The 19,159-nt window shown below is 73.3% G+C and carries 18 protein-coding genes; 6 read left to right on the top strand and 12 right to left on the bottom strand.

Annotation, left to right across the window (positions count from 1 at the left end):
- Nucleotides 1-306 precede the first annotated feature (306 nt).
- The 3 genes from ACFQ87_RS15790 to ACFQ87_RS15780 all read left to right on the top strand — a co-directional run bounded on the left by ACFQ87_RS15790 (nt 307) and on the right by ACFQ87_RS15780 (nt 2,893).
- Nucleotides 307-501, top strand: a complete 195-nt coding sequence (locus ACFQ87_RS15790; RefSeq protein ID WP_355669189.1) for a hypothetical protein — start codon at nt 307-309, stop codon at nt 499-501.
- 109 nt (nt 502-610) lie between these two features.
- Nucleotides 611-2,242 (top strand): hypothetical protein, encoded by a 1,632-nt coding sequence (locus ACFQ87_RS15785; protein ID WP_380611326.1) that lies wholly within the window; start codon nt 611-613, stop codon nt 2,240-2,242.
- 276 nt (nt 2,243-2,518) lie between these two features.
- Nucleotides 2,519-2,893 (top strand): RNA polymerase-binding protein RbpA, encoded by a 375-nt coding sequence (locus ACFQ87_RS15780; protein ID WP_355365562.1) that lies wholly within the window; start codon nt 2,519-2,521, stop codon nt 2,891-2,893.
- Between the two features lie 174 nt (nt 2,894-3,067).
- On the opposite strand, the gene fxsA is transcribed toward ACFQ87_RS15780, so the two are convergent.
- The 5 genes from fxsA to ACFQ87_RS15755 form a co-directional block, all read right to left on the bottom strand.
- Nucleotides 3,068-3,646 (bottom strand): FxsA family membrane protein, encoded by a 579-nt coding sequence (gene fxsA, locus ACFQ87_RS15775; protein ID WP_380611325.1) that lies wholly within the window; start codon nt 3,644-3,646, stop codon nt 3,068-3,070.
- Nucleotides 3,647-3,701: 55 nt separating this feature from the next.
- The gene (gene lnt, locus ACFQ87_RS15770; protein WP_380611406.1) at nt 3,702-5,351 is read right to left on the bottom strand and encodes an apolipoprotein N-acyltransferase; all 1,650 of its coding nucleotides are present in this window, start codon (nt 5,349-5,351) and stop codon (nt 3,702-3,704) included.
- A 181-nt stretch (nt 5,352-5,532) separates the two neighbouring features.
- A complete protein-coding gene (locus ACFQ87_RS15765) occupies nt 5,533-5,991 on the bottom strand; it encodes an N-acetyltransferase (protein WP_380611324.1) in 459 nt (152 codons plus the stop codon).
- A 42-nt stretch (nt 5,992-6,033) separates the two neighbouring features.
- Complete coding sequence (locus ACFQ87_RS15760) at nt 6,034-7,641, bottom strand: amidohydrolase (protein ID WP_380611323.1); 1,608 nt, start codon at nt 7,639-7,641, stop codon at nt 6,034-6,036.
- A gap of 31 nt (nt 7,642-7,672) precedes the next feature.
- The gene (locus tag ACFQ87_RS15755; protein ID WP_045694655.1) at nt 7,673-8,113 is read right to left on the bottom strand and encodes an Lrp/AsnC family transcriptional regulator; all 441 of its coding nucleotides are present in this window, start codon (nt 8,111-8,113) and stop codon (nt 7,673-7,675) included.
- Between the two features lie 380 nt (nt 8,114-8,493).
- Between ACFQ87_RS15755 and ACFQ87_RS15750 the strand changes: the two genes are divergently transcribed.
- Nucleotides 8,494-8,958 (top strand): hypothetical protein, encoded by a 465-nt coding sequence (locus ACFQ87_RS15750; RefSeq protein ID WP_380611322.1) that lies wholly within the window; start codon nt 8,494-8,496, stop codon nt 8,956-8,958.
- 101 nt (nt 8,959-9,059) lie between these two features.
- Here the strand turns inward: ACFQ87_RS15750 and ACFQ87_RS15745 are convergent, their stop codons facing one another.
- Nucleotides 9,060-10,223 (bottom strand): acyl-CoA dehydrogenase family protein, encoded by a 1,164-nt coding sequence (locus tag ACFQ87_RS15745; RefSeq protein WP_380611321.1) that lies wholly within the window; start codon nt 10,221-10,223, stop codon nt 9,060-9,062.
- 213 nt (nt 10,224-10,436) lie between these two features.
- On the opposite strand from ACFQ87_RS15745, the gene ACFQ87_RS15740 reads away from it, so the two are divergent.
- The gene (locus ACFQ87_RS15740; RefSeq protein ID WP_380611320.1) at nt 10,437-11,069 is read left to right on the top strand and encodes a uridine kinase; all 633 of its coding nucleotides are present in this window, start codon (nt 10,437-10,439) and stop codon (nt 11,067-11,069) included.
- A gap of 421 nt (nt 11,070-11,490) precedes the next feature.
- Complete coding sequence (locus ACFQ87_RS15735; RefSeq protein WP_380611405.1) at nt 11,491-13,425, top strand: AAA family ATPase; 1,935 nt, start codon at nt 11,491-11,493, stop codon at nt 13,423-13,425.
- A gap of 49 nt (nt 13,426-13,474) precedes the next feature.
- Here ACFQ87_RS15735 and ACFQ87_RS15730 read toward each other — a convergent pair whose 3' ends face one another.
- The 6 genes from ACFQ87_RS15730 to ACFQ87_RS15705 all read right to left on the bottom strand — a co-directional run bounded on the left by ACFQ87_RS15730 (nt 13,475) and on the right by ACFQ87_RS15705 (nt 19,033).
- Nucleotides 13,475-14,461, bottom strand: coding sequence for an NAD-dependent epimerase/dehydratase family protein (locus ACFQ87_RS15730; protein ID WP_380611319.1), 987 nt, complete (start codon nt 14,459-14,461; stop codon nt 13,475-13,477).
- Nucleotides 14,462-14,559: 98 nt separating this feature from the next.
- Nucleotides 14,560-15,606 (bottom strand): hemolysin family protein, encoded by a 1,047-nt coding sequence (locus tag ACFQ87_RS15725; protein WP_380611318.1) that lies wholly within the window; start codon nt 15,604-15,606, stop codon nt 14,560-14,562.
- Nucleotides 15,603-16,946, bottom strand: a complete 1,344-nt coding sequence (locus tag ACFQ87_RS15720; protein WP_380611316.1) for a hemolysin family protein — start codon at nt 16,944-16,946, stop codon at nt 15,603-15,605. The genes ACFQ87_RS15725 and ACFQ87_RS15720 overlap by 4 nt, the downstream gene beginning before the upstream one ends.
- A gap of 207 nt (nt 16,947-17,153) precedes the next feature.
- Nucleotides 17,154-17,594: a PH domain-containing protein gene (locus ACFQ87_RS15715; RefSeq protein ID WP_380611314.1), complete on the bottom strand. Its 441-nt coding sequence runs from the start codon at nt 17,592-17,594 to the stop codon at nt 17,154-17,156.
- Between the two features lie 257 nt (nt 17,595-17,851).
- Nucleotides 17,852-18,700, bottom strand: a complete 849-nt coding sequence (gene hisG / locus ACFQ87_RS15710) for an ATP phosphoribosyltransferase (RefSeq protein ID WP_380611313.1) — start codon at nt 18,698-18,700, stop codon at nt 17,852-17,854.
- A 60-nt stretch (nt 18,701-18,760) separates the two neighbouring features.
- Complete coding sequence (locus tag ACFQ87_RS15705; protein ID WP_218200151.1) at nt 18,761-19,033, bottom strand: phosphoribosyl-ATP diphosphatase; 273 nt, start codon at nt 19,031-19,033, stop codon at nt 18,761-18,763.
- Nucleotides 19,034-19,159 lie beyond the last annotated feature (126 nt).

The following is a 19,159-nucleotide window of genomic DNA, read 5'->3' as shown; positions in this document are numbered from 1 at the left end:
CGGTGTCCGGATTCCGGATGACGGCGGCACCGGTGGGACGCGCGGCCGCACGGGTTGCGCAGCCGTTCGAGCGAACTTTCCGGAGCCCCCGGAAACCTCCCGCCCACTCCCCGGGAATGCCTCCCGCACCGAATCCGTGCGACACAAGGCCCCCATCCCGGCCGGTTCGCATACCCCCGTCCGTTCTCCCGGGCGGCATTGAACGGCAGAACCACCCGTTTGCACCGTTCCATCAGCTATTACTTTTTGTCACGATTAGGGCACTTTAAGTAACACTGTCCCCGCCCCCTCCCCGAGGAGCAGAACGTGATCCTCAATGTCTCCGCGCTCGTCCTGTTCGGCACCGTTGCCTTTCTGTTTTTCCGCAGAGACGGCCTGAAGATGTCGCACGCCATCGTCTGCGCCCTCTTCGGCTTCTACATCGCCGGTTCCTCGATCGCCCCGAGCATCACAGCGGGCGGAGCCAGCCTGGCGAGCCTGCTCGGCGGCATCAAGTTCTAGGACCGCCACTCCCCGTACGGGCCCGGGCGCGGATCCCACCGCCCCGGGCCCCGTCGTACCCGAGCAGTCCCCTCACCCCACCCGTCCCACTCGCCCGGGGAGTCACGGAATGCCGCTCCATCGCCATCTCACCAAGGGCCGCGAGATCGCCCGAACCGCCGGGGACCACGCCTCCGACATGTTCGCCCCGCTCGCCGTGATCGGCCGGGGCCTGCGTCACCACGCCGACTGGGCCAGGACCCGCTGGCAGGCCACCCCGCCGGATCGCCGCGGCCCGACCCTGTTCCTGACCGCCGCGACGTTGATCGGCATCTACCTGCTGCCGCACGGCCTGCTGTTCGCACTGATCGCCCTGATGGCCAGCTCCGCCTGGGCCGGCCGGCCCCCCAAAGCCGCTCCCGCCCCGCCCGCGCCCGACATCGCCGAGATCAAGCTGAGCGCCCTCTACTCGGCGCTCACCCCGTACCTGTGCGGGCCCGAGGACGCCAACCCGCTGTACCACTTCGAGGGCAGCTACAAGAGCGCCTTCAGCTCCTGGGAGTTCGACGGCGAGGGCCGGCTCTCCCGGCTGGAGCTGAGCTACCCGGCGTACTTCACCGACACCGAGCCGGCCGCCCGGGCGCGGATCGAGCAGGTGGTCCAGGGCAAGGCCGGGCGGGCCCGGGAGTACCGGTTCGACTGGGACGAGGAGTCCAACCGGCTGCGCATCGCCGCGATGGCCCCGCTGGCCACCGACATCGTCGCCCAGCGGTTCGTGGCCGCCCCGGGCGAGATCGTGCTCGGCTTCACCGACGAGGACGGCACCGCCCGCACCATCCCGGTCAGCCAGGGCGGCACCATCGCCCAGCAGCCGCCGGTGGTCTGGCGCACCGGCCCGCGCTCCTCCGAGCCACACCTGCTGGCCCTCGGGGTCGCCGGCTACGGCACCTCCAGCCTGCTGCGCTCGCTCGCGCTCCAGGCCCTCCCGTACGCCGACCTGGTGGTGATCGACGGCGCCGGCACCGGGGAGCACGCCTGCCTGGTGAACCGGCCCGGCGTGCACACCGTGGAGACCAGCCTGCACGGCGCGCTGGCCGCGCTGGAGTGGGCCGCCAAGGAGACCGACCGCCGGCTCGCCGTGCTGAACGCCGCCCGGCACGCCGGGACCACCCCGCCGGAGGACGCCACCCGGCCGCTGTGGCTGGTGCTGGACCACCCGACCGAGCTGAGCGAGCTCGCCCACGCCGAGGGCCGCCCCGACCCGCAGGACCTGCTGGAGCTGCCGCTGCGGCACGGCCGGGCCGCCCGGGTCACCGTGGTGATCGCCGACGACATCGAGGCCCGGGAGCGGCTCACCCCGACCGTCCGGACCACCACCCGGGCCCGGGTGCTGCTCGGCCCGGCCGGGCCCGAGGAGGGCCTCGCCGCGCTCGGCGCAGCGTTGGACATCGTGCCCGCCGCACACGCCCCGACCGGCCGCGGCTACGCCCGGATCGGCAACGGCTCCCCGGTCCGCCTCCAGGTGCCCGCCACCGTCGACCCGCTGGACGACGAGGCCCCGCCGCAGCTGCGGGACGCGGTGATCGCCCTGCTGCCGCACCGCGACAGCAGGACCGAGGCCGCCCCGGGCACGCCGCCCCGCCCGGAGCACCCGCCGGCGGTCCCGGCCGACGGCGCGCCCGAAGCCCACCCGGTCCACCCGGTCCACCCGGTCGACCTCGGCAAGGCCGAGCCGATGATCCGTTCCCGACCGATCTCCTGAACACGGGAAAGAGGGGGCGGCGACCGCCGTCGAATCCCGCCCCGGTACGCTCGACACGGAAAGGCCGACCGATCACCAGATGTGAAATAGGTGACACCTGGAGTGATATCGCCGGCCAGATGTGACAAATCGGGCGCTGGTGGGTACAAACAGGGGCGGCACGACAGACGACGCATGTCCCGGGACGGGAATCTTCGTCGGAAGCCGAGCGTTGACCGAACGACGAAGAACAGCGACCACTAGTCCTGTGGGCCATAAGCCCGGGAGGCACGATTCATGAGCGAGCGAGCTCTCCGCGGCACGCGACTCGGGGCCACTAGCTACGAGACCGACCGTGGTATCGATCTGGCTCCCCGCCAGACCGTCGAGTACGCATGTCAGAACGGACACCGTTTCGAGGTTCCTTTCTCGGTCGAGGCGGAGATCCCCGCGACCTGGGAATGCCGCTTCTGTGGGCAGGAGGCGGCACTTCTCGACGGTGACGAGCCGGAGGAGAAGAAGGTCAAGCCCACGCGCACCCATTGGGACATGCTGATGGAGCGCCGGACGCGCGAGGAGCTGGAGGAGGTGCTGGCCGAGCGGCTGGCCGTGCTCCGCTCCGGTGGGATGAACCTCGCGGTGCACCCGCGGGACACCCGTAAGAGCGCCTGACACACCTCTCTCCCGCCGCTGGGCGGGAGGACGCGAAAAGGGACCCTGGTCACCAGGGTCCCTTTCGCGTTGTCCGGAGCGGTACGGGGGAACCGGTACGGGCCTGGGAACGGCAACGGGCCGCCCGGTCGGGCGGCCCGTGTCGGTAGGTGCGGCGCGGCCGGCTCGGCCGGCTCAGCCCGTGATCGGCGGGCGGTAGGTGGTGTCCGGGCCCTGCGGGCCGCGCGGGCCGGCGCCCGGCTCGACCACCTCGCCCTGGATCACCTTGCCGTCCGGGCGGTGGATGCGCATCTGCTCCTGCAGCCGCATCGCGTCCGCGAACGGGTCGGCGCCGACGGTGGAGGTGCTGCGCAGCGCCTTGTCCGCGACCCGGCGCCCGGCGGCCCGCCACAGTGCCCGGGTGGGCGGGAACAGCAGGCTCAGGGCGACCAGGTCCGACAGGAAGCCGGGGATGATCAGCAGCAGCCCGGCCAGCACGGTCATGCTGGTACCGGTCTGCGGCTGCTGGGACTGCGGGTTCTTGCTCTGTTCGATGGCCGCCGACAGCGCCTTCATCCCGGCCCGCTTGATCAGCGAGCCGCCGATCACCCCGCCGGCGATGAGCAGCAGCAGGACGGCGAAGCCGCCCAGCCACGAGCCCACCAGGACCAGCAGCCAGATCTCCAGCACCAGCCAGGCGGTGATCAGCAGCGGCAGCACCCGTCGGATCCTGCTACGCGGGGCCGGACGGGTGGGGGTAGCTTGCTGGGTCACGGTACGAATCCACTCCAAGCGGTGCTCTGCGCGCCGCACGGGAGGTCCGGGTCGGCTACGGCACCACCTGGTCCAACGATTCCCCGGTGGCGGGTGTTCCGACGGCGGCCTTCTTGCGGCGGCCGACCAGCACGGCAGCGCCGCAGGCCAGCAGGCCGCCGATCGCCAGCGTCCACTCCGGGGCGGCGCCGACCTCGTCGGCCACCGTGGTGCCGTCACGCAGCGGGACGGTCGCGGACAGCTCCGCCGGGGTCAGCTCCTGGGTGCGCTGCTCGACCGTGCCGTCCGGGGCGATCACCGCGCTGATCCCGCTGGTGGCGGCGATCAGGACGGCCCGGCCGTGCTCGACCGCGCGCAGCCGGCTCATCGCGAGCTGCTGCTCGGGCTGGCCGGTCTCGGCGTAGGTCGCGTTGTTGGTCTGCACCACCAGGACGCGGGCGCCGCTGTCCACGGTGTCCCGGACGATCTCGTCGTAGGCCACCTCGAAGCAGATCACGTCGCCGATCTTCGCCGGGCCGAGCTGCATCACGCCGTTGTGGTCGCCCGGGTAGAAGTCGCGGGCGACCCGCTGGAGGCGGGTGATCACCTTCATCAGCTGGGCGCGGAAGGGCACGTACTCGCCGAAGGGGACGGGGTGCTGCTTGGTGTAGGAGGCGCCGGGGCCGGTGACCGGGTCCCAGACGATGCCCTCGTTCTGGACGTGCTGGGCGTCCGGGCCGTCCACCAGGGTGCCGACCAGGGTGGGCACGCCGACGGCCTGGACCGCCTCGTCGATGCGCTGGCGGGCCAGCGGGTCGCTGAACGGGTCCAGGTCGGAGGAGTTCTCCGGCCAGATCACGACGTCGGGGCGCGGGAGCTTGCCGGCCTGGATGTCGGCGGCCAGGCGCTCGGTGGCCGAGGCGTGGTTGTTGAGGACCATCATCGGGCGGCCCAGGAAGTCCATGCCCGGGTTGGGCACGTTGCCCTGGACGATGGCGACCTTGACGGTGTCGTTCGCGGCGGTCGGCACCGGCACGAGGTAACCGGCCAGCAGCGCGGCCACCGCGCCGAGCGACGCCAGCGCGGCCGCCCTGGGGGCCTTGCGCGGCCCGCGCAGACGCAGCGCGGCCCACGCCAGCAGGGCACCGGACAGGGCGACGGCGAAGGTCACCAGCGGCGCGCCGCCGATCGCTGCCAGCGGGGTGTACGGGGTGGCGGTGTTGGCGAAGGCGAGCCGGCCCCAGGGGAAGCCGCCGAGCGGCAGCCGGTCGCGCGCCCACTCCTGGGTGATCCACAGGCAGGCCGCCCAGAGCGGCCAGCCGGGCAGCCGGGAGGTGAGCGCCAGCGCGCCGCCGAGCAGGGCCAGGAACAGCGCCTCGACGACGGACAGGCCGACCGTGGCGTCCCAGCCGACCACCCGCAGCCAGCTGAGCAGCATCAGGAAGAACGGCAGGCCGAAGGCGAAGCCCGTCCACAGGCCCTGGCGGAAGGTGCGGCCGCGGGTGAGCAGCGAGAGGGCGGCGACGCCGAGCAGCGACAGCGGCCAGAGGTCGTAGGGCGGGAAGGCGAGCGCGAGCAGCAGGCCGGCCAGTGCGGCGAGGCCGGTCCGGGGCAGCCCGGAGCGGACCTTGGCGAGCGCGCGGGCGGCGCGGCCGGGCTTGCCTGGTGTGGGGGCCGGGTCCTGCGGCTCCGGAGCGGTCCCGGACCGCTCCTGGGTGACGGGAATGGCCACCGGCGCACCATCTTCCTGGGGCTTGCTGTTCGGACGCTGTCCGAAGAAGGTACCCCGGAACGTCGGTGTCGCGTGAGGTCAGGGTGGTACGGCCGACCCCGTCGCCGGCCCGCTCCCCCGGCGCTCTTCCCCGCCCTCTCCCCAGGCCCTCTCCCCCGGCCCGCCCACGCTCGCGTCAGCGTTCGGCGTAGCGGAATTCGCGCAGCGGCCAGTGCTCGGCGAGCCAGCCGGAGACGGCCCGGTACAGCGGGGCGTCCAGCTCGGCACGGTCGGCCCGGACCCAGGAGCTGACCGAGACCACGGACGGGTCCTCGCGGTCCGGGTAGATGTAGACGCAGCCGATCACCTCGTCCCGGTCCGGTTCCAGGACGGTGTAGGTGAAGCCGGTGCGGGCCTCGAAGTCGGCGGCGTGGCGGCGCAGGTCGTCGAGGTTGCGGTCGAGCGGCATTCCGCCCGCGGGCGGCCAGCCGCGGCCTGCCCAGCCGGGGGTGGCGCGGATGTGGTCGATGCTGCCGGTCCACGCGGCGTGGTCGGAGTCGTTGTGCTGCTCGCCCAGGGGTTCCAGGCGGAACTCCGGAGCGAGCAGCTCGCGCGGGACGGTGAAGTCGGCGGGCACCAGGGGGTCGGTCGTCATGACGATCAACCTAAGCGCGCCGGGCCCGCCGTCTCATCCGATTTAGCGCTGGTGCACGGTGCGGCCGCGGACCACGGTGCGCAGGCAGGTGGGCAGCTCGCGGCCCGGGGTGAGGTCGGGCAGGCCGGGGGTGCCGGAGCGCGGGTCGGTGGACCAGCCGGCCACCCGGGCGTCGGGGGCCTGGACGACCAGTTCCTCGGCGGCCCAGATCGCGTAGCTGGCGACCGCGCCGGGGACCAGCACGCCGTCCTGGTCGCGGCCGATCGCGCGCCAGCCGCCACGGGTGTGGGCGGTGAAGGCGGCGCGGACCGAGATCCGGTGCTCCAGCGTCTGGTGGAAGGCCGCCGCGCGGATGGTGCCCCAGGGGTCGAGCGGGGTGACCGGGGCGTCCGAGCCGAAGGCCAGCGGCACGCCGGCCCGCAGCAGGGCGGCGAAGGGATTGAGCGCGGCGGCCCGCTCGGCGCCCAGGCGCTGCACGTACATGCCGTCCGGGCCGCCCCAGGCGGCGTCGAAGGCGGGCTGGACGGAGGCGGTGAGGCCGAGCTCGGCGAAGGCGGCGATGGCCTTGTCGTCCAGGGCCTCGGCGTGCTCGACGCGGTGGCGCAGGGCCTTGACCCGGCTGGCGCCAACCCGTTCGCCGGCCGCGCGGACGCCCTCGACGACCGCCGCCACGGCGGCGTCGCCGATGGCGTGGAAACCGGCCTGCAGCCCGGCCTTGGTGCAGGCGGCGACGTGGTCGGCGACCTGCTCGGCGCTCAGGTAGGCGGTGCCGGTGTGCTCGGCGTCGGCGTACGGGGTGTGCAGGCAGGCGGTGCGCGAGCCGAGCGCGCCGTCCACGAAGAGGTCGCCGCCGACGCCCACCGCGCCGAGTCGGCGGGCGGTCTCGACGCCGCCCAACTCGCCCCAGTAGCCGAAGACTTCGGGGCCCTCGTGGTCAGCGGCCAGCTCCAGCAGGGCGGCCAGGTCGGCCTCCGAGGAGATCTCCGGGCCCGCGCACTCGTGCATGGCGCCGATGCCGAGTTCGGCGGCGCGGGCGAGGGTGGCGCGCTGGGCGCTGCGGCGCTGCTCGGGGGTGAGGTGGCCGAGCGCGGTCTGTCGGACGGCGTGGTGGGCGTCCTTGGTGAGCGGACCCTCCGCGTCGAAGCCCGGCCGCTCGGCGAGGCCGTCGGTGAGGGTGCGCAGCGCGGTGGTGGCGAGCGCGGAGTGCACGTCGGTGCGGGAGAGGTAGAGCGCGGCGCCATGGGCCGCGGCGTCGAGCTCGGCGAGCGTGGGCGGGCGGCCCTCGGGCCAGCCGCTCTCGTCCCAGCCGTGGCCGATCAGCACCCCGCCGGACTCGGGCCGGGCTTCGACGTAGGCGGTGACGGCCGCCAGGGTGGCGGCCAGCGAGGGGCTGCCGGTGAGGTCGAGGCCGGTGAGCGCCAGCCCGGTGGAGGTGGCGTGGACGTGGGCGTCCACGAAGGCGGGGGTGACCAGGGCGCCGTCCAGCTCGACGATCTCGTCCGCGGTGGCGGCGTACGCCTCGGCGGCGCCGTCGCTCCCGACCCAGGCGATGTGCTCGCCCTCCACGAGCATCGCGGTGGCGAAGGGGTCGGCGGGGCTGTAGACGGCGCCGCCGCGCAGCAGGACGGTCCGGGGGGTGCGTTCGGTCATGCCGCTAAGTCTGCACCCCACCGGTTCGGCCTCAGAGCTTCGGGGGTCGGGCCTCGTAGGGGGTGGAGAGCACGACGGTGGTGCGGGTGGAGACGCCGGCGGCGCTGCGGATGCGGGCGAGCAGGTCCTCCAGGTCGCCGGGGGCGCCGACGCGCACCTTGAGGATGTAGTTCTCGTCGCCGGCGACGCTGTGGCAGGCCTCGATCTCGGGCAGGCCTGCCAGTCTCTCCGGGGTGTCGTCCGGGGCGCTGGGGTCGAAGGGTTTGACCGAGATGAACGCGGTCAGCGCCAGGTCGACGGCGTCGGGGTCGATGATCGCGGTGTAGCCGCGGATCACCCCTCGCTGTTCGAGGCGGCGCACCCGCTGGTGCACCGCCGAGGTGGACAGGCCGGTGGCCTTGCCCAGGTCCGTGTAGCTCATCCGGCCGTCCTCTAGGAGCAGCTGGACGATGCGTTGGTCGAGATCCTCCACAGTGCGCAAACCTACCCGCCCGGGGGCACGGGAGCGCACGCGGTGGCACACCGGCCCGAGCCGAAGGGCGCGCCGGCGCCGAATGCGCCGAGCGACGAGCGAGGAACGAGCGCCGGAGGGCGGGCCCCTCCTGCCCGAAGGCGGGCAGGAGGGCGCACGTCGGCGCCGGGTCAAGGGCGCACGGAGGCGAGCGGGCGGATCGCTGGGGGACTGCAGGTGTCAGGCGGGCAAGTGCCGGATGAATGTGGCGCGCGATGTGGCCAAGGACACACCCGGTGCATCACGGTGCACATCACCGCAGGGTTATGAGCCCGAATCGCAGGGAAGTGCTGGTTGTGGCCCTGAGCGACCACGCCGGGCCCGATCCTAGGGGGATCCTCATGCCTGCTACTGACCAGCGTGTGCTGGACGCCGACGAGACCGACGATGTGACCGGCCGCGACGACCTCGCGGTCGACCACGCGCCGGGCAGCGACCTCGTCGAGGTCGAGACCTGGGACATCTTCCGGGTGCACTGCCCCGAGTGCCGCCGTCCGATCGCCCTGGTGGCGGACGAGGAACGGCTGCCGCAGCACGCCCTGCTCCCCACCGCCTGGAACCCCTTCGCCCCCGCGATCTGCCCGGGTTCGGGCGCGCCGACCGACGACCTGGCGGAGGTCGAGGCCGCGGAGGACGCCGAGTCGGCCGGGTTCAACGCGCTGTTCAAGCTGCCGAGCGAGCTCGACTGGCGCACCCAGCCGTTCTCGCACGCGCTGGTGCACCGTCCGGCGCGGGGCGCGGCCGGTCCGGCCCAGGCCGCACGGCCGGTCATCCCGGAGCAGCGCCGACGGCTGGTGCGGCGCTGACCGCCGCCCGCCGTACGTGAATTGACGCTCCGTCGAGAACGCCTGCGGCCGTCACTCCGCACCCTGGAGTGACGGCCGCAGGCCGTATCGGGGAAGGTTCGTCAGGCCTTCGTGAGGTGGCGGCCGATCACCAGCCGCTGGATCTGGTTGGTGCCCTCGACGATCTGCAGCACCTTGGCCTCGCGCATGAAGCGCTCGGCCGGGAAGTCCTGGGTGTAGCCGTAGCCGCCGAGCACCTGGACGGCGTCGGTGGTCACCCGCATCACCGTGTCGGTGCAGAACAGCTTGGCCATCGCCGCCTCCTTGGAGAACGGCCGGCCCGCGTCCCGCAGCCGCGCGGCGGACAGGTAGAGCGCGCGCCCGGCCTCGATCTGGGTGGCCATGTCGGCGAGCATGAAGGACAGGCCCTGGAACTCGGCGATCGGGCGGCCGAACTGGCGCCGGGTGCGGGCGTAGTCCACCGCGAGGTCGAGCGCGGCCTGGGCGACGCCGATCGCGCAGGCGGCGATGCCGAGACGGCCGGAGTCCAGCGCGGCGAGCGCGATCTGGAAGCCCTGGCCCTCCTCGCCGATCAGTCGGTCGCGGGAGACCCGGGCACCGTCGAAGTGCAGCTGGGCGGTCGGCGAGGAGCGCATGCCCATCTTGTGCTCCGGCGGAGCGGCCGACAGGCCCTGCTGGGCGCCGGGGACGAGCAGGCAGCTGATGCCCTTGGGACCCTCGACGCCGGTGCGCACCAGGGCGCTGTAGAAGTCGGCCTGCCCGCCGTGGGTGATCCACGCCTTGGTGCCGTTGACCACGTACTCCTCGCCGTCCAGGTCGGCGCGGGTGCGCAGGGCGGCCGCGTCCGAGCCGGACTGCGGCTCGGAGAGGCAGTAGGCGCCGAGCTGCTCGCCGGCGAGCATGCCGGGCAGCCACTGCTCGCGCTGCTCATCGCTGCCGAAGGTGGCCAGCGCGTGGCAGGACAGGGTGTGCACGCTGACACCGAGGCCTACGGCCAGCCAGCCGGCCGCGAGCTCCTCCAGCACCTGCAGGTACACCTCGTACGGCTGCTCGCCGCCGCCGTACTTCTCGTCGTACGGGAGGGACAGCAGGCCGGCCTCGCCGAGGGTGCGGAAGACCTCCCGGGGGAATCGGCCGGCGGCCTCGTCCTCCGCCGCGCGCGGCTGCAGCTCGCGCTGGACCAGGTCCCGGGTGAGGCTCAGCAGCTCGTGGGCCTCCTCGCTCGGCAGCTGGCGCTCCACGGCTTTCACGGGGGAGGGGGTCATGGCGGCGGTCGCCTCCTCGATCGGGCGCAGGACCGAGGGTGTCGGCTGGTCCGGCGCGGGGTGTGGCAGGTCTGCCCGACCGGCACCGGGTTGCGGTGAACGGCCGTTCACAGGCGTGGCGAAGGCGAGTATGCCCGAAACCCACGCCGCCGTCACGACCAGCACAGATGAACTGTCCGCAGTGGTGGGCTACGGCACCGTAGGGTTGACGTTGTGGCTGTTTCCGGAACCCTCCCCTCCCCCCGTACGTCGGCGACCGTCGATCCGCTGACCTCGCTCGCCGCCGAGCTGCGCGCGCTGCCGCCCTCCTGCGGACCGGTGCGGCTGGTCGCGGTGGACGGGCACGCGGGCTCCGGCAAGACCACCTTCGCCGGGCGGCTGGCGGCGGCACTCGACGGGGCGCCGGTGGTCCACCTCGACGACCTGGCCACCCACACCGAGTTCTTCGAGTGGACCGGGCGGCTGCGCGAGCAGGTGCTGGAGCCGCTCGCGGCCGGCCGGGACGCCGCGTACCGGGTGTACGACTGGACGCTGCGCCGCTTCGCGACCACCGCCGCGGTGCCGGCCGCCCCGGTGGTGCTGGTGGAGGGGGTCGGCGCGGGGCGCCGGGAGGTGCGCCCCCGGCTGGCCCGGGTGGTCTGGATGGAGCTGGACGCCGTCGCGGCCCGGCGGCGCGGCGAGGAGCGGGACGGTCCGGAACTGGCCGAGTTCTGGGCCGGCTGGGCGCGGGCGGAGGCGGCGCACTTCGCCGCCGACCCGAGCCGCCCGTACGCCGCCACGCGCGTGGACGGGGTGACCGGACGGATCCTGCCGAGCACCGTCGGTGAATCTTCAACAAGCCCTTGACCTGCGACATCACCAGGATCTAGGTTCTCATCAGCCGCCGGAACACAGCGTTCCGGCCGCCTCGGACCCGGCGTCCCCGGCTTGTTCCCCCGTGAGCCGGGGGCGTCGTCCGGCCCCCGCCCACGTCGCGTCCCGCCGTCGGTACTGCCCGGCTTTTCAGCCATCCGACCGCTCAACGACCGCGTGCGCGATCCCATTTGACCCCGTGCGACACCCTTCCGGATCAGCCCCGCGCCGGTACGATTCCTGGCAGGCGCATATGCGCCCCGGGGGCTTCCGACCACCGGCCCGGCAACGCTGAGGCGAACCGCCGGCCGAGCCCCGGGCCACACCGCGGGGGGCGTGAGTGACGACGGTGGACAGTTCCGACAGCACGGCGGGCGGCCCGGACCGGCTCGCCGACCGCGCCTGGCTGCGTGCCATGGACGCCTACACGGCGGGCGCCTACGCCCGCGCCGAGGAGGAGTTCCGGGCCGCCGTCCGGCTGGACCCGGGCATGGCCGACGCCTGGCTCGGCCTGCACGCCCTGCGCAGCGACACCTCGGCGGCACTGCTGGCCATGTACCGCCACCAGAAGCGCTTCGGCGAGCAGCGGCGGCTGCACCGGCGCCCGCTCAGCTCCTGGTACTGGCTGGGATGGTGGGTGCAACCCGTCCTGGAGGACGCCCGCGACCTCGCGCTGGCGCACGCCTCGCACTGGCTGGACGGCCGCCACCTGGCCGAGCTGGACCGGGCGTTGGAGCAGTGCCCGGCACCCAGCGAGGACCCCTCCGCCCGGTTCCTGTACGCCTGCCGCTCCTATCTGCTCAAGGACTGGGAGCAGCTGATCCGGGACACCGACCACCTCCTGGACGACCCGCTGCTGGGCATAGAGGCCGGGCTGTTCGCCGGGATGGCGCGGGTCCGCCTCGACATGTGCGCCCAGGCGCAGGCGCCGCTGGCCGCCTCGCTGGCGCGCTGCCGCTCCGAGCAGCCGCAGCGCAAGGAGCTGCGGTACTGGCTGGCCCGGGCGTACGAGGGGGCCGGACGCAGTGCGGCGGCACTGCCGCTGTACCGGGCGGTGCACCGGGCGGATCCGGCGTTCATGGACACCGCGACCCGGCTGGCGGCCATCGCGGCGGAGGACGCGCTCGCGGACGGGCTGCTGGCGGGCGGGCGCTCGGGCGGGGTGGAGACGGCCGGACCGGGGTACCGGGACGACACCGGGTACTCCGAAGGGCCGCTCTACGATGAGGAGTTCGGGACCGGGACGGCCTCGCCTGGCGGCGGTCCCTCGGTCGACGCGAGCCTGGTGGACGGCGTCACCGACGGTGTGGCGGACGGCGCCCCGGCCGGGCCGACGGGCGGCAGCGCGCCGCAGGCGGCCGGGGAGCGGTCCGGCTCGGGCCTCCCGGCCGGCCCCATCGGCCCCGCCGCACCCGTGCCGTTGCCGGTCCGCGGCGAGGTGCAGCCCCGGGTCACGCCCTCGCCCTCGGCCGCGCCCGACCAACCGGAGGGCGACGAACGGGAGTTGGACGCGGCACTGGCCGAACTCTCACTGATGGTGGGCCTGGAGCCGGTGAAACGCCAAGTACGGGCGCTCTCAGCCCAGTTGAGAATGAGTCGGCTGCGCGCCGAACAGGGCCTGCCGGTCCAGCCACCGAAGCGGCACTTCGTCTTCTCCGGTCCCTCCGGCACCGGCAAGACCACCGTGGCGCGGATCCTCGGCCGGGTCTTCCACGCCCTCGGCCTGCTCTCCGGCGACCACCTGGTGGAGGCCCAAAGAGCCGACCTGGTCGGGGAGTTCCTCGGCCAGACGGCCGTCAAGGCGAACGACCTGATCGACTCCGCGCTGGACGGCGTGCTGTTCATCGACGAGGCGTACAGCCTCTCCAACTCCGGCTACACCAAGGGCGACGCGTACGGCGACGAGGCGCTGCAGGTGCTGCTGAAGCGGGCCGAGGACAACCGGGACCGGCTGGTGGTGATCCTGGCCGGCTACCCCGAGGGGATGAACCGGCTGCTCGCCACCAACCCCGGCCTCAACTCCCGCTTCACCACCCGGGTCGACTTCCCCAGCTACCGCCCGAACGAACTGACCGCGATCGGCGCGGCACTGGCCGGCCGGGACGGCGACGGCTGGGACGAGGACGCGGCCGAGGAGCTGGCCAGCATCTGCACCCACGTGGTGCGCGAGGGCTGGATCGACGAACTGGGCAACGGCCGGTTCATCCGCACCCTGTACGAGAAGTCCTGCGCCTACCGGGACCTGCGGCTGTCGCTGCTGCGCGAGCCGCCGGGCCGGGAGGACCTGGCGACGCTGCGGCTCCCGGACCTGGTGCAGGCCTACGGGGAGCTGATCGACGGCCGGGGCTGACGACCGGCTCCCCCTACGACTGGCTCCCTCACCCGCTCCCCCTACGACCTCACCCTTGGAGCAGCTTCGCCTCGCGCTCCGGGTCGAGCCCGACGTTCGGCCGGTCGGCGCGCTGGGGGGCGTCGCCGCCGATGGAGCGCAGCCAGGCCCAGGTGTCCTCGACCGTCTCGGCGACCGGGCGGCAGTGCAGCCCGGCGTCGACCGCGCGGGCGACCGAGGCGCCGTGCAGGAAGTCGTACAGCTCGCCGGGCGCGAGCCAGATCGGCAGCTCGGTCCACGGCTCGACGCCCGCCGCGAGGATCCGCTCCGGGTCGGTCCAGCGCAGTTCGGCGTCCGAGCCGGTGGCCCGGACGCAGGCCGCCAGCAGTTCGCCCATGGTGGTGTGGCCGGCCGGGCTGACCACGTTGTACGGGCCGCCCAGGCGGGCCGCCACCGCGTCCAGGGTCCAGATCGCGAGGTCGCGGGCGTCGATGTACTGCAGCGCCGCGTCGCGCGGGCCGGGGGCGAGCACCGGGCCGCCGCGGGCGATCCGGTTCAGCCACCAGGGCAGTCGACCGATGTTCTCGTACGGGCCGAGGATCAGCCCGGCGCGGGCCAGCAGGGCGCGCCCGCCGTACTCCGCCTCCAGGGCCAGTTCGGCGCCGCGCTTGGCCTCCGCGTAGGCCACCTCGCCGGTCAGGTCCGGGGAGGAGGGGACCACCGGCGCCGTCTCGTCCGCCCCGGCCCGCAGCGGGTAGTCGTACACCGACCGGCTGGAGATGTACGCGTAATGGCCGACCCGGCCGGACAGCTGCCGGGCGCTGTCGCGCACCGCCGCCGGGGCCCAGGACCAGGTGTCCACCACCGCGTCCCACTCCCCCGTGGCGAGCGCCGCGAGGCCGTCCTCGGTCGTGCGGTCGCCCGCCAGCACCCGCACGCCCTCGGGCGCGGGCTGCGTGCCGCGGTTGAGGGCCGTCACCTCCCAGCCCCTGGCCACGGCCTCCTCGGCGACGGCGCGTCCGACGAACTCGGTTCCACCCAGCAGCAGAAGTCTCATGCCGACCACCCTGCTCCGAGGGTGGCCGGCATGGGAACCGCTGAACGCTCTGGGCGGAATCGCCGCGGGCGGACACGCCGTCAGCGAAAGCGGGAACCTCAGGCGGTGGTGCGGTGGTCGGGGTCGTGCATCTCGCCGACCAGCTCCTCCAGCACGTCCTCCAGCATCACCACGCCCATCGTGCGGCCGTCCTGGTCCAGCACGGCGGCCAGGTGGCAGGTGGCCCGGCGCATCGCGCCGAGGGCGTCGTCCAGCGGGAGGCCGCCGCGCAGCACCGTGATCGGCCGCCACAGGCGGGCCGGGACGGGCACCGACGGGTCCTCCACGTCGAGGATGTCCTTGAGGTGGAGGTACCCGAGGTAGCCGTGGCCTGCCGGGTCGCCGTCGGTGACCGGGAAGCGCGAGAAGCCGGTGCGCAGGGCGAGCGCCTCGACCTCGGCGGCGGTCACCTTGGGGTCCACCGTGACCAGTTCCTCGGGCCGCAGCAGCACGTCGGTGACCGGTCGCCGGCCCATCTCCAGAGCGTCCTCCAGGCGCTCCTGCCGATCCTCGTCGAGCAGGCCGGCGTCCCGGGAGTCGACCAGCAGGTACATCAGCTGCTCGGTGGTGAAGACCGACTCGACCTCGTCCTTGGCCTCGACCCGGAACAGCCTCAGCACGCCGTTGGCGCAGGCGTTGAGCAGCCGGATCACCGGGGCGAGCCAGCGGGCCAGCCGGTCCAGCGGCGGGCCGAGCCAGAGCGCGGCCTTCTCCGGGCCGGCCATGGCCATGTTCTTCGGCACCATTTCGCCCATCACCATGTGGAGGAAGACCACGACGGCGAGCGAGATCCCGTAGGAGAGCGCGTGCATCAGGCCGGACGGGACGCCGATCGCGTGGAACGGGCCCTCCAGCAGGGCGGCGATGGTCGGCTCGGCGAGCGCACCGAGGCCCAGCGAGCAGACGGTGATGCCGAGCTGGGCGGCGGCCAGCATCGCGGAGACGTTGGACAGCGCGTGCAGCACGACGCGGGCGCGCTTGTGTCCGGCCTCGGCGAGCGGCTCGATCTGGCTGCGGCGCACCGAGACGACGGCGAACTCGGCGCCGACGAAGAAGGCGTTGCCGAGCAGCAGCAGGAGGGCGAGGCCCAGTTGCAGCACGGTCACCGGGCCCCCTCCTCGTCCTCGTCGAACAGCGCGGGCGCGGAGGTGCGCTCCACCCGGACCTGACTGGTGCGGTGCCGGTCGACGCCGGTCACGGTGAACCGCCAGCCGGGGAGCTCGGCCTGCTCGCCCACCTCGGGGAGCTTGCCGAGCAGGTCGGCGACCAGGCCGGCCAGGGTCTCGTACGGGCCGTCGGGGGCGTTCAGGCCGATGGCCTCCAGCTGGTCCACCCGGGCGCGGCCGTCCGCCTCCCAGGCGGGCAGGCCGTCGACGGCCGGCAGCGGGAGCAGCTCGGGCCGGTCGGCCGGGTCGTGCTCGTCCTGCACCTCGCCGACGATCTCCTCGACGATGTCCTCGACGGTGACGACGCCGGCGGTGCCGCCGTACTCGTCGACCACGATGGCCATCGGCTGGAGGCGGCGCAGCTGGTCGAGCAGCCGTTCGGCGGGCAGGGTCTCGGGCACCAGCAGCGGCGGCGAGGTCAGCTCGGCCACCCGCACCAGGCCGCGCCGGGCGGCCGGAACGGCCAGGGCGTCCTTGAGCGTCACGATGCCGGTGACCTCGTCCAGGCTGTCGCTGTAGACCGGGAAGCGGGACAGGCCGGTGGCCCGGGTCAGGTTGATCACGTCGGAGGCGGTGGCGTCGCGCTGGAGGGCGGAGACGTCGACCCGCGGGGTCATCACGGACTCCGCGGTCAGCTCGCCGAGGCCCAGGGTGCGGACGAACAGGGCCGCCGACTCCTCGTCTATCGCACCGGCCTTGGCCGAGTGACGGGCCAGCGAGACCAGCTCGGCCGGGGTCCGGGCGTGCTCCAGCTCCTCCTGCGGCTCGATGCCGAAGGCCCGGACGGTCTTGTCGGCGGTGCCGTTCAGGAAGCTGATCAGCGGACGGCAGACGAAGGAGAAGGCCATGTGCGGGGCGGCGACCGCGCGGCCCACCTGGAGCGGGCGCGAGATCGCCCAGTTCTTCGGGACCAGCTCGCCGATCACCATCTGGACGAAGGTGGCCAGCGCCATGCCGATCACCACGGCGGCGCCGCGGGCGGCCGGGTCGGGCACGCCGATGCCCGCCATCACGGGCCGGAGCAGGGTCGACAGGGCCGGCTCGGCGAGCATGCCGACCACCAGCGAGGTGACGGTGATGCCCAGCTGGGCGCCGGAGAGTTCGAAGGAGAGGTGCCGCAGGGCCCTGGCGACCCGGCCGGACTTGGCGTCGCCGGCCGCGGCGGAACGTTCCACCGCGCCGCGGTCGGCGGTCACGAAGGCGAACTCGGCGGCCACGAAGAGGCCGTTGGCGAGGATCAGGAGAACGGCTGCGAACAACAGCAGCCAGGCGGTGATCACAGTGCCGCCTGCCTTCCGGGGTTCGGAAGCGAGGCGGCGCAGGTACTACTGGACGGATCGTCCATCGAGGGGGGGAGTCACTCCTCAGGTCGGTTCGACTCAGGTCGCTTTCGGGCAGGACTGAAGCTTTGCCCTGCTTTTACCAGCGTAGACCATACCGGTGCGACGGTAGGAAGCGTGTTCGGGACCCGCCAGGCCGCGGCCCGCTCAGACCTGGGCGTGGCTCTCGACCAGGTCGCGCAGCGCGCGGGCGTCCGCGATCGCCTGGGACTTGCCGACGCCGGACTGGATGCCGACCGCGGCGAGCGAGGTGCCGTCGGCGAGGTCGAGGGTGGCCCACGGGTCGCCCTGGCGGAAGTTGACCCGGACGATCTCTGCCCAGGCGAGCCGGCGGCTGCGGACGAAGTTGACCACCGTCACGCCCTCCGCGTCCGCACGCACCCGGGGGCGGGCCAGCATGAGGCCCACGCAGGCGAACAGCACACCGCTGCCGATCATCATGATCCGGTCGTTGAGCTGCCAGTTCTCCGGCAGCAGGAAGGCCAGCACGGCGAACAGCACCACCAGCAGGGCGCAGACCGGCAGCAGCACCGCGCGGGTGCGGCGGGGCGCCCAGGTGACGGGGAACTGGACGGGCGGCGTGGACACGTGGGGTCTCCGGTGGTTCTGGTGGCGGCGTGCGGCGCGCCGGGTGCTGACGGCCAGGATGCTGACAGCGGGGGTGCTGACGGCGAAGGGCGGGGACACCGGTCGGCGTCCCCGCCCCTATTGAACCGTTCTTCACTCGCGGCCTGCCGGGCGGGTCACTGCCCGCGGTCCGGAGATCAGGCCTCGGGCCGACCGTTCGAGCAGACCGTTCAGGCAGGCCGTTCGAGCAGGCCGTTCGAGCAGGCCGTTCGAGCAGGTCAGAGGCGGCAGGCGTGGATGTTGGTGACCAGGATGGCCCGGGCGCCGATGCTCCAGAGGTCGTCCATGATCTGCTGGGCCTCCTTGCGGAGCACCATCGAGCGGACGGCCACCCAGCCCTCGGTGTGCAGCGGGGAGACGGTCGGCGACTCCAGGCCGGGGGTGAGCGCCACCGCGGCGCTGACCTTCTCGGCGCGGATGTCGTAGTCCATCAGCACGTAGCGGCGGGCCACCAGCACGCCCTGCAGGCGGCGCAGGAACTGCTCCACCCGCGGGTCCTCGCCCGCGCCCTTGGGGCGGATCACCACGGCGTCCGAGATCAGGATCGGCTCGCCGAAGACCTCCAGGCCGGCGTTGCGCAGGCTGGTGCCGGTCTCCACCACGTCGGCGATGACGTCGGCGACACCCAGCTGCACCGCGGTCTCGACCGCGCCGTCCAGCTTGGTGACCGTCGCCTTCACGCCGTGGTCGGCCAGGTGCTGCTCGACCAGGCCGGTGTAGGAGGTGGCGATCCGCAGACCCTCCAGGCCCGTCACGTCCTTGACGTCCACGCCCTCGGGGCGGGCGAAGCGGAAGGTCGACCCGGCGAAGCCGAGGGCGAGCACCTCCTCCGCGTTGGAGTGCGAGTCCAGCAGCAGGTCACGGCCGGTGATGCCGACGTCGAGGCGGCCGGAGCCGACGTAGACGGCGATGTCGCGCGGGCGCAGGAAGAAGAACTCGACCTCGTTGTTCGGGTCGACGAGGACGAGTTCCTTGGGGTCCTTCCGCTGGCGGTAGCCGGCCTCATGGAGCATCTCCGCCGCGGGACCCGAGAGCGAACCCTTGTTGGGGACGGCGATGCGCAGCATGGGAGGTTGCTTCCTTACCTGTTGGGAGGTGGGTGTGCTCGGGGAGCTTGGGGGTCGGGTTCAGAGGTACTTGTAGACGTCGTCGAGCGTCAGCCCGCGGGCGACCATCATCACCTGAAGGTGGTAAAGGAGCTGGGAGATCTCCTCCGCCGTCTGCTCGTCCGACTGGAACTCGGCGGCCATCCAGACCTCGGCGGCCTCCTCGACGACCTTCTTTCCGATCGCATGGACGCCCTGCTGGACGAGCTGCGCGGTACGGGAGGACGAGGGGTCGCCGGTGGCGGCCTTCTGCTGGAGCTCGGCGAAGAGCTCCTCGAATGTCTTCGAAGCCATGATGGGTCTCACCATACGGCGTGCGGGCAGACCGGCGGTAAACGGTCCCGGGGCGTGGGGGGGGGGGGGGGGGGGCGCAGGTCGGGAGGGGTTGGGTGTGGGGTAGGGGGTGGGGTGGAGGGAGGC

The organism is Kitasatospora sp. NPDC056531 (genome assembly GCF_042794375.1).
In the GTDB taxonomy this organism is placed as follows: domain Bacteria; phylum Actinomycetota; class Actinomycetes; order Streptomycetales; family Streptomycetaceae; genus Kitasatospora.
The sequence above is the reverse complement of the archived record's forward strand: the minus strand, read 5'-3'. Positions and strand labels throughout refer to the sequence as shown.

Excerpts from the sequence above, each read along its gene's own strand:
- ACFQ87_RS15785 (WP_380611326.1), top strand. The coding sequence starts at position 611 with ATGCCGCTCCATCGCCATCTCACCAAGGGCCGCGAGATCGCCCGAACC.
- hisG (WP_380611313.1), bottom strand. The coding sequence starts at position 18,700 with ATGCTGCGCATCGCCGTCCCCAACAAGGGTTCGCTCTCGGGTCCCGCG.
- ACFQ87_RS15705 (WP_218200151.1), bottom strand. The coding sequence starts at position 19,033 with ATGGCTTCGAAGACATTCGAGGAGCTCTTCGCCGAGCTCCAGCAGAAG.
- ACFQ87_RS15730 (WP_380611319.1), bottom strand. The coding sequence starts at position 14,461 with ATGAGACTTCTGCTGCTGGGTGGAACCGAGTTCGTCGGACGCGCCGTC.
- ACFQ87_RS15750 (WP_380611322.1), top strand. The coding sequence starts at position 8,494 with ATGCCTGCTACTGACCAGCGTGTGCTGGACGCCGACGAGACCGACGAT.
- ACFQ87_RS15735 (WP_380611405.1), top strand. The coding sequence starts at position 11,491 with ATGGACGCCTACACGGCGGGCGCCTACGCCCGCGCCGAGGAGGAGTTC.
- ACFQ87_RS15745 (WP_380611321.1), bottom strand. The coding sequence starts at position 10,223 with ATGACCCCCTCCCCCGTGAAAGCCGTGGAGCGCCAGCTGCCGAGCGAG.
- ACFQ87_RS15780 (WP_355365562.1), top strand. The coding sequence starts at position 2,519 with ATGAGCGAGCGAGCTCTCCGCGGCACGCGACTCGGGGCCACTAGCTAC.
- ACFQ87_RS15760 (WP_380611323.1), bottom strand. The coding sequence starts at position 7,641 with ATGACCGAACGCACCCCCCGGACCGTCCTGCTGCGCGGCGGCGCCGTC.
- ACFQ87_RS15765 (WP_380611324.1), bottom strand. The coding sequence starts at position 5,991 with ATGACGACCGACCCCCTGGTGCCCGCCGACTTCACCGTCCCGCGCGAG.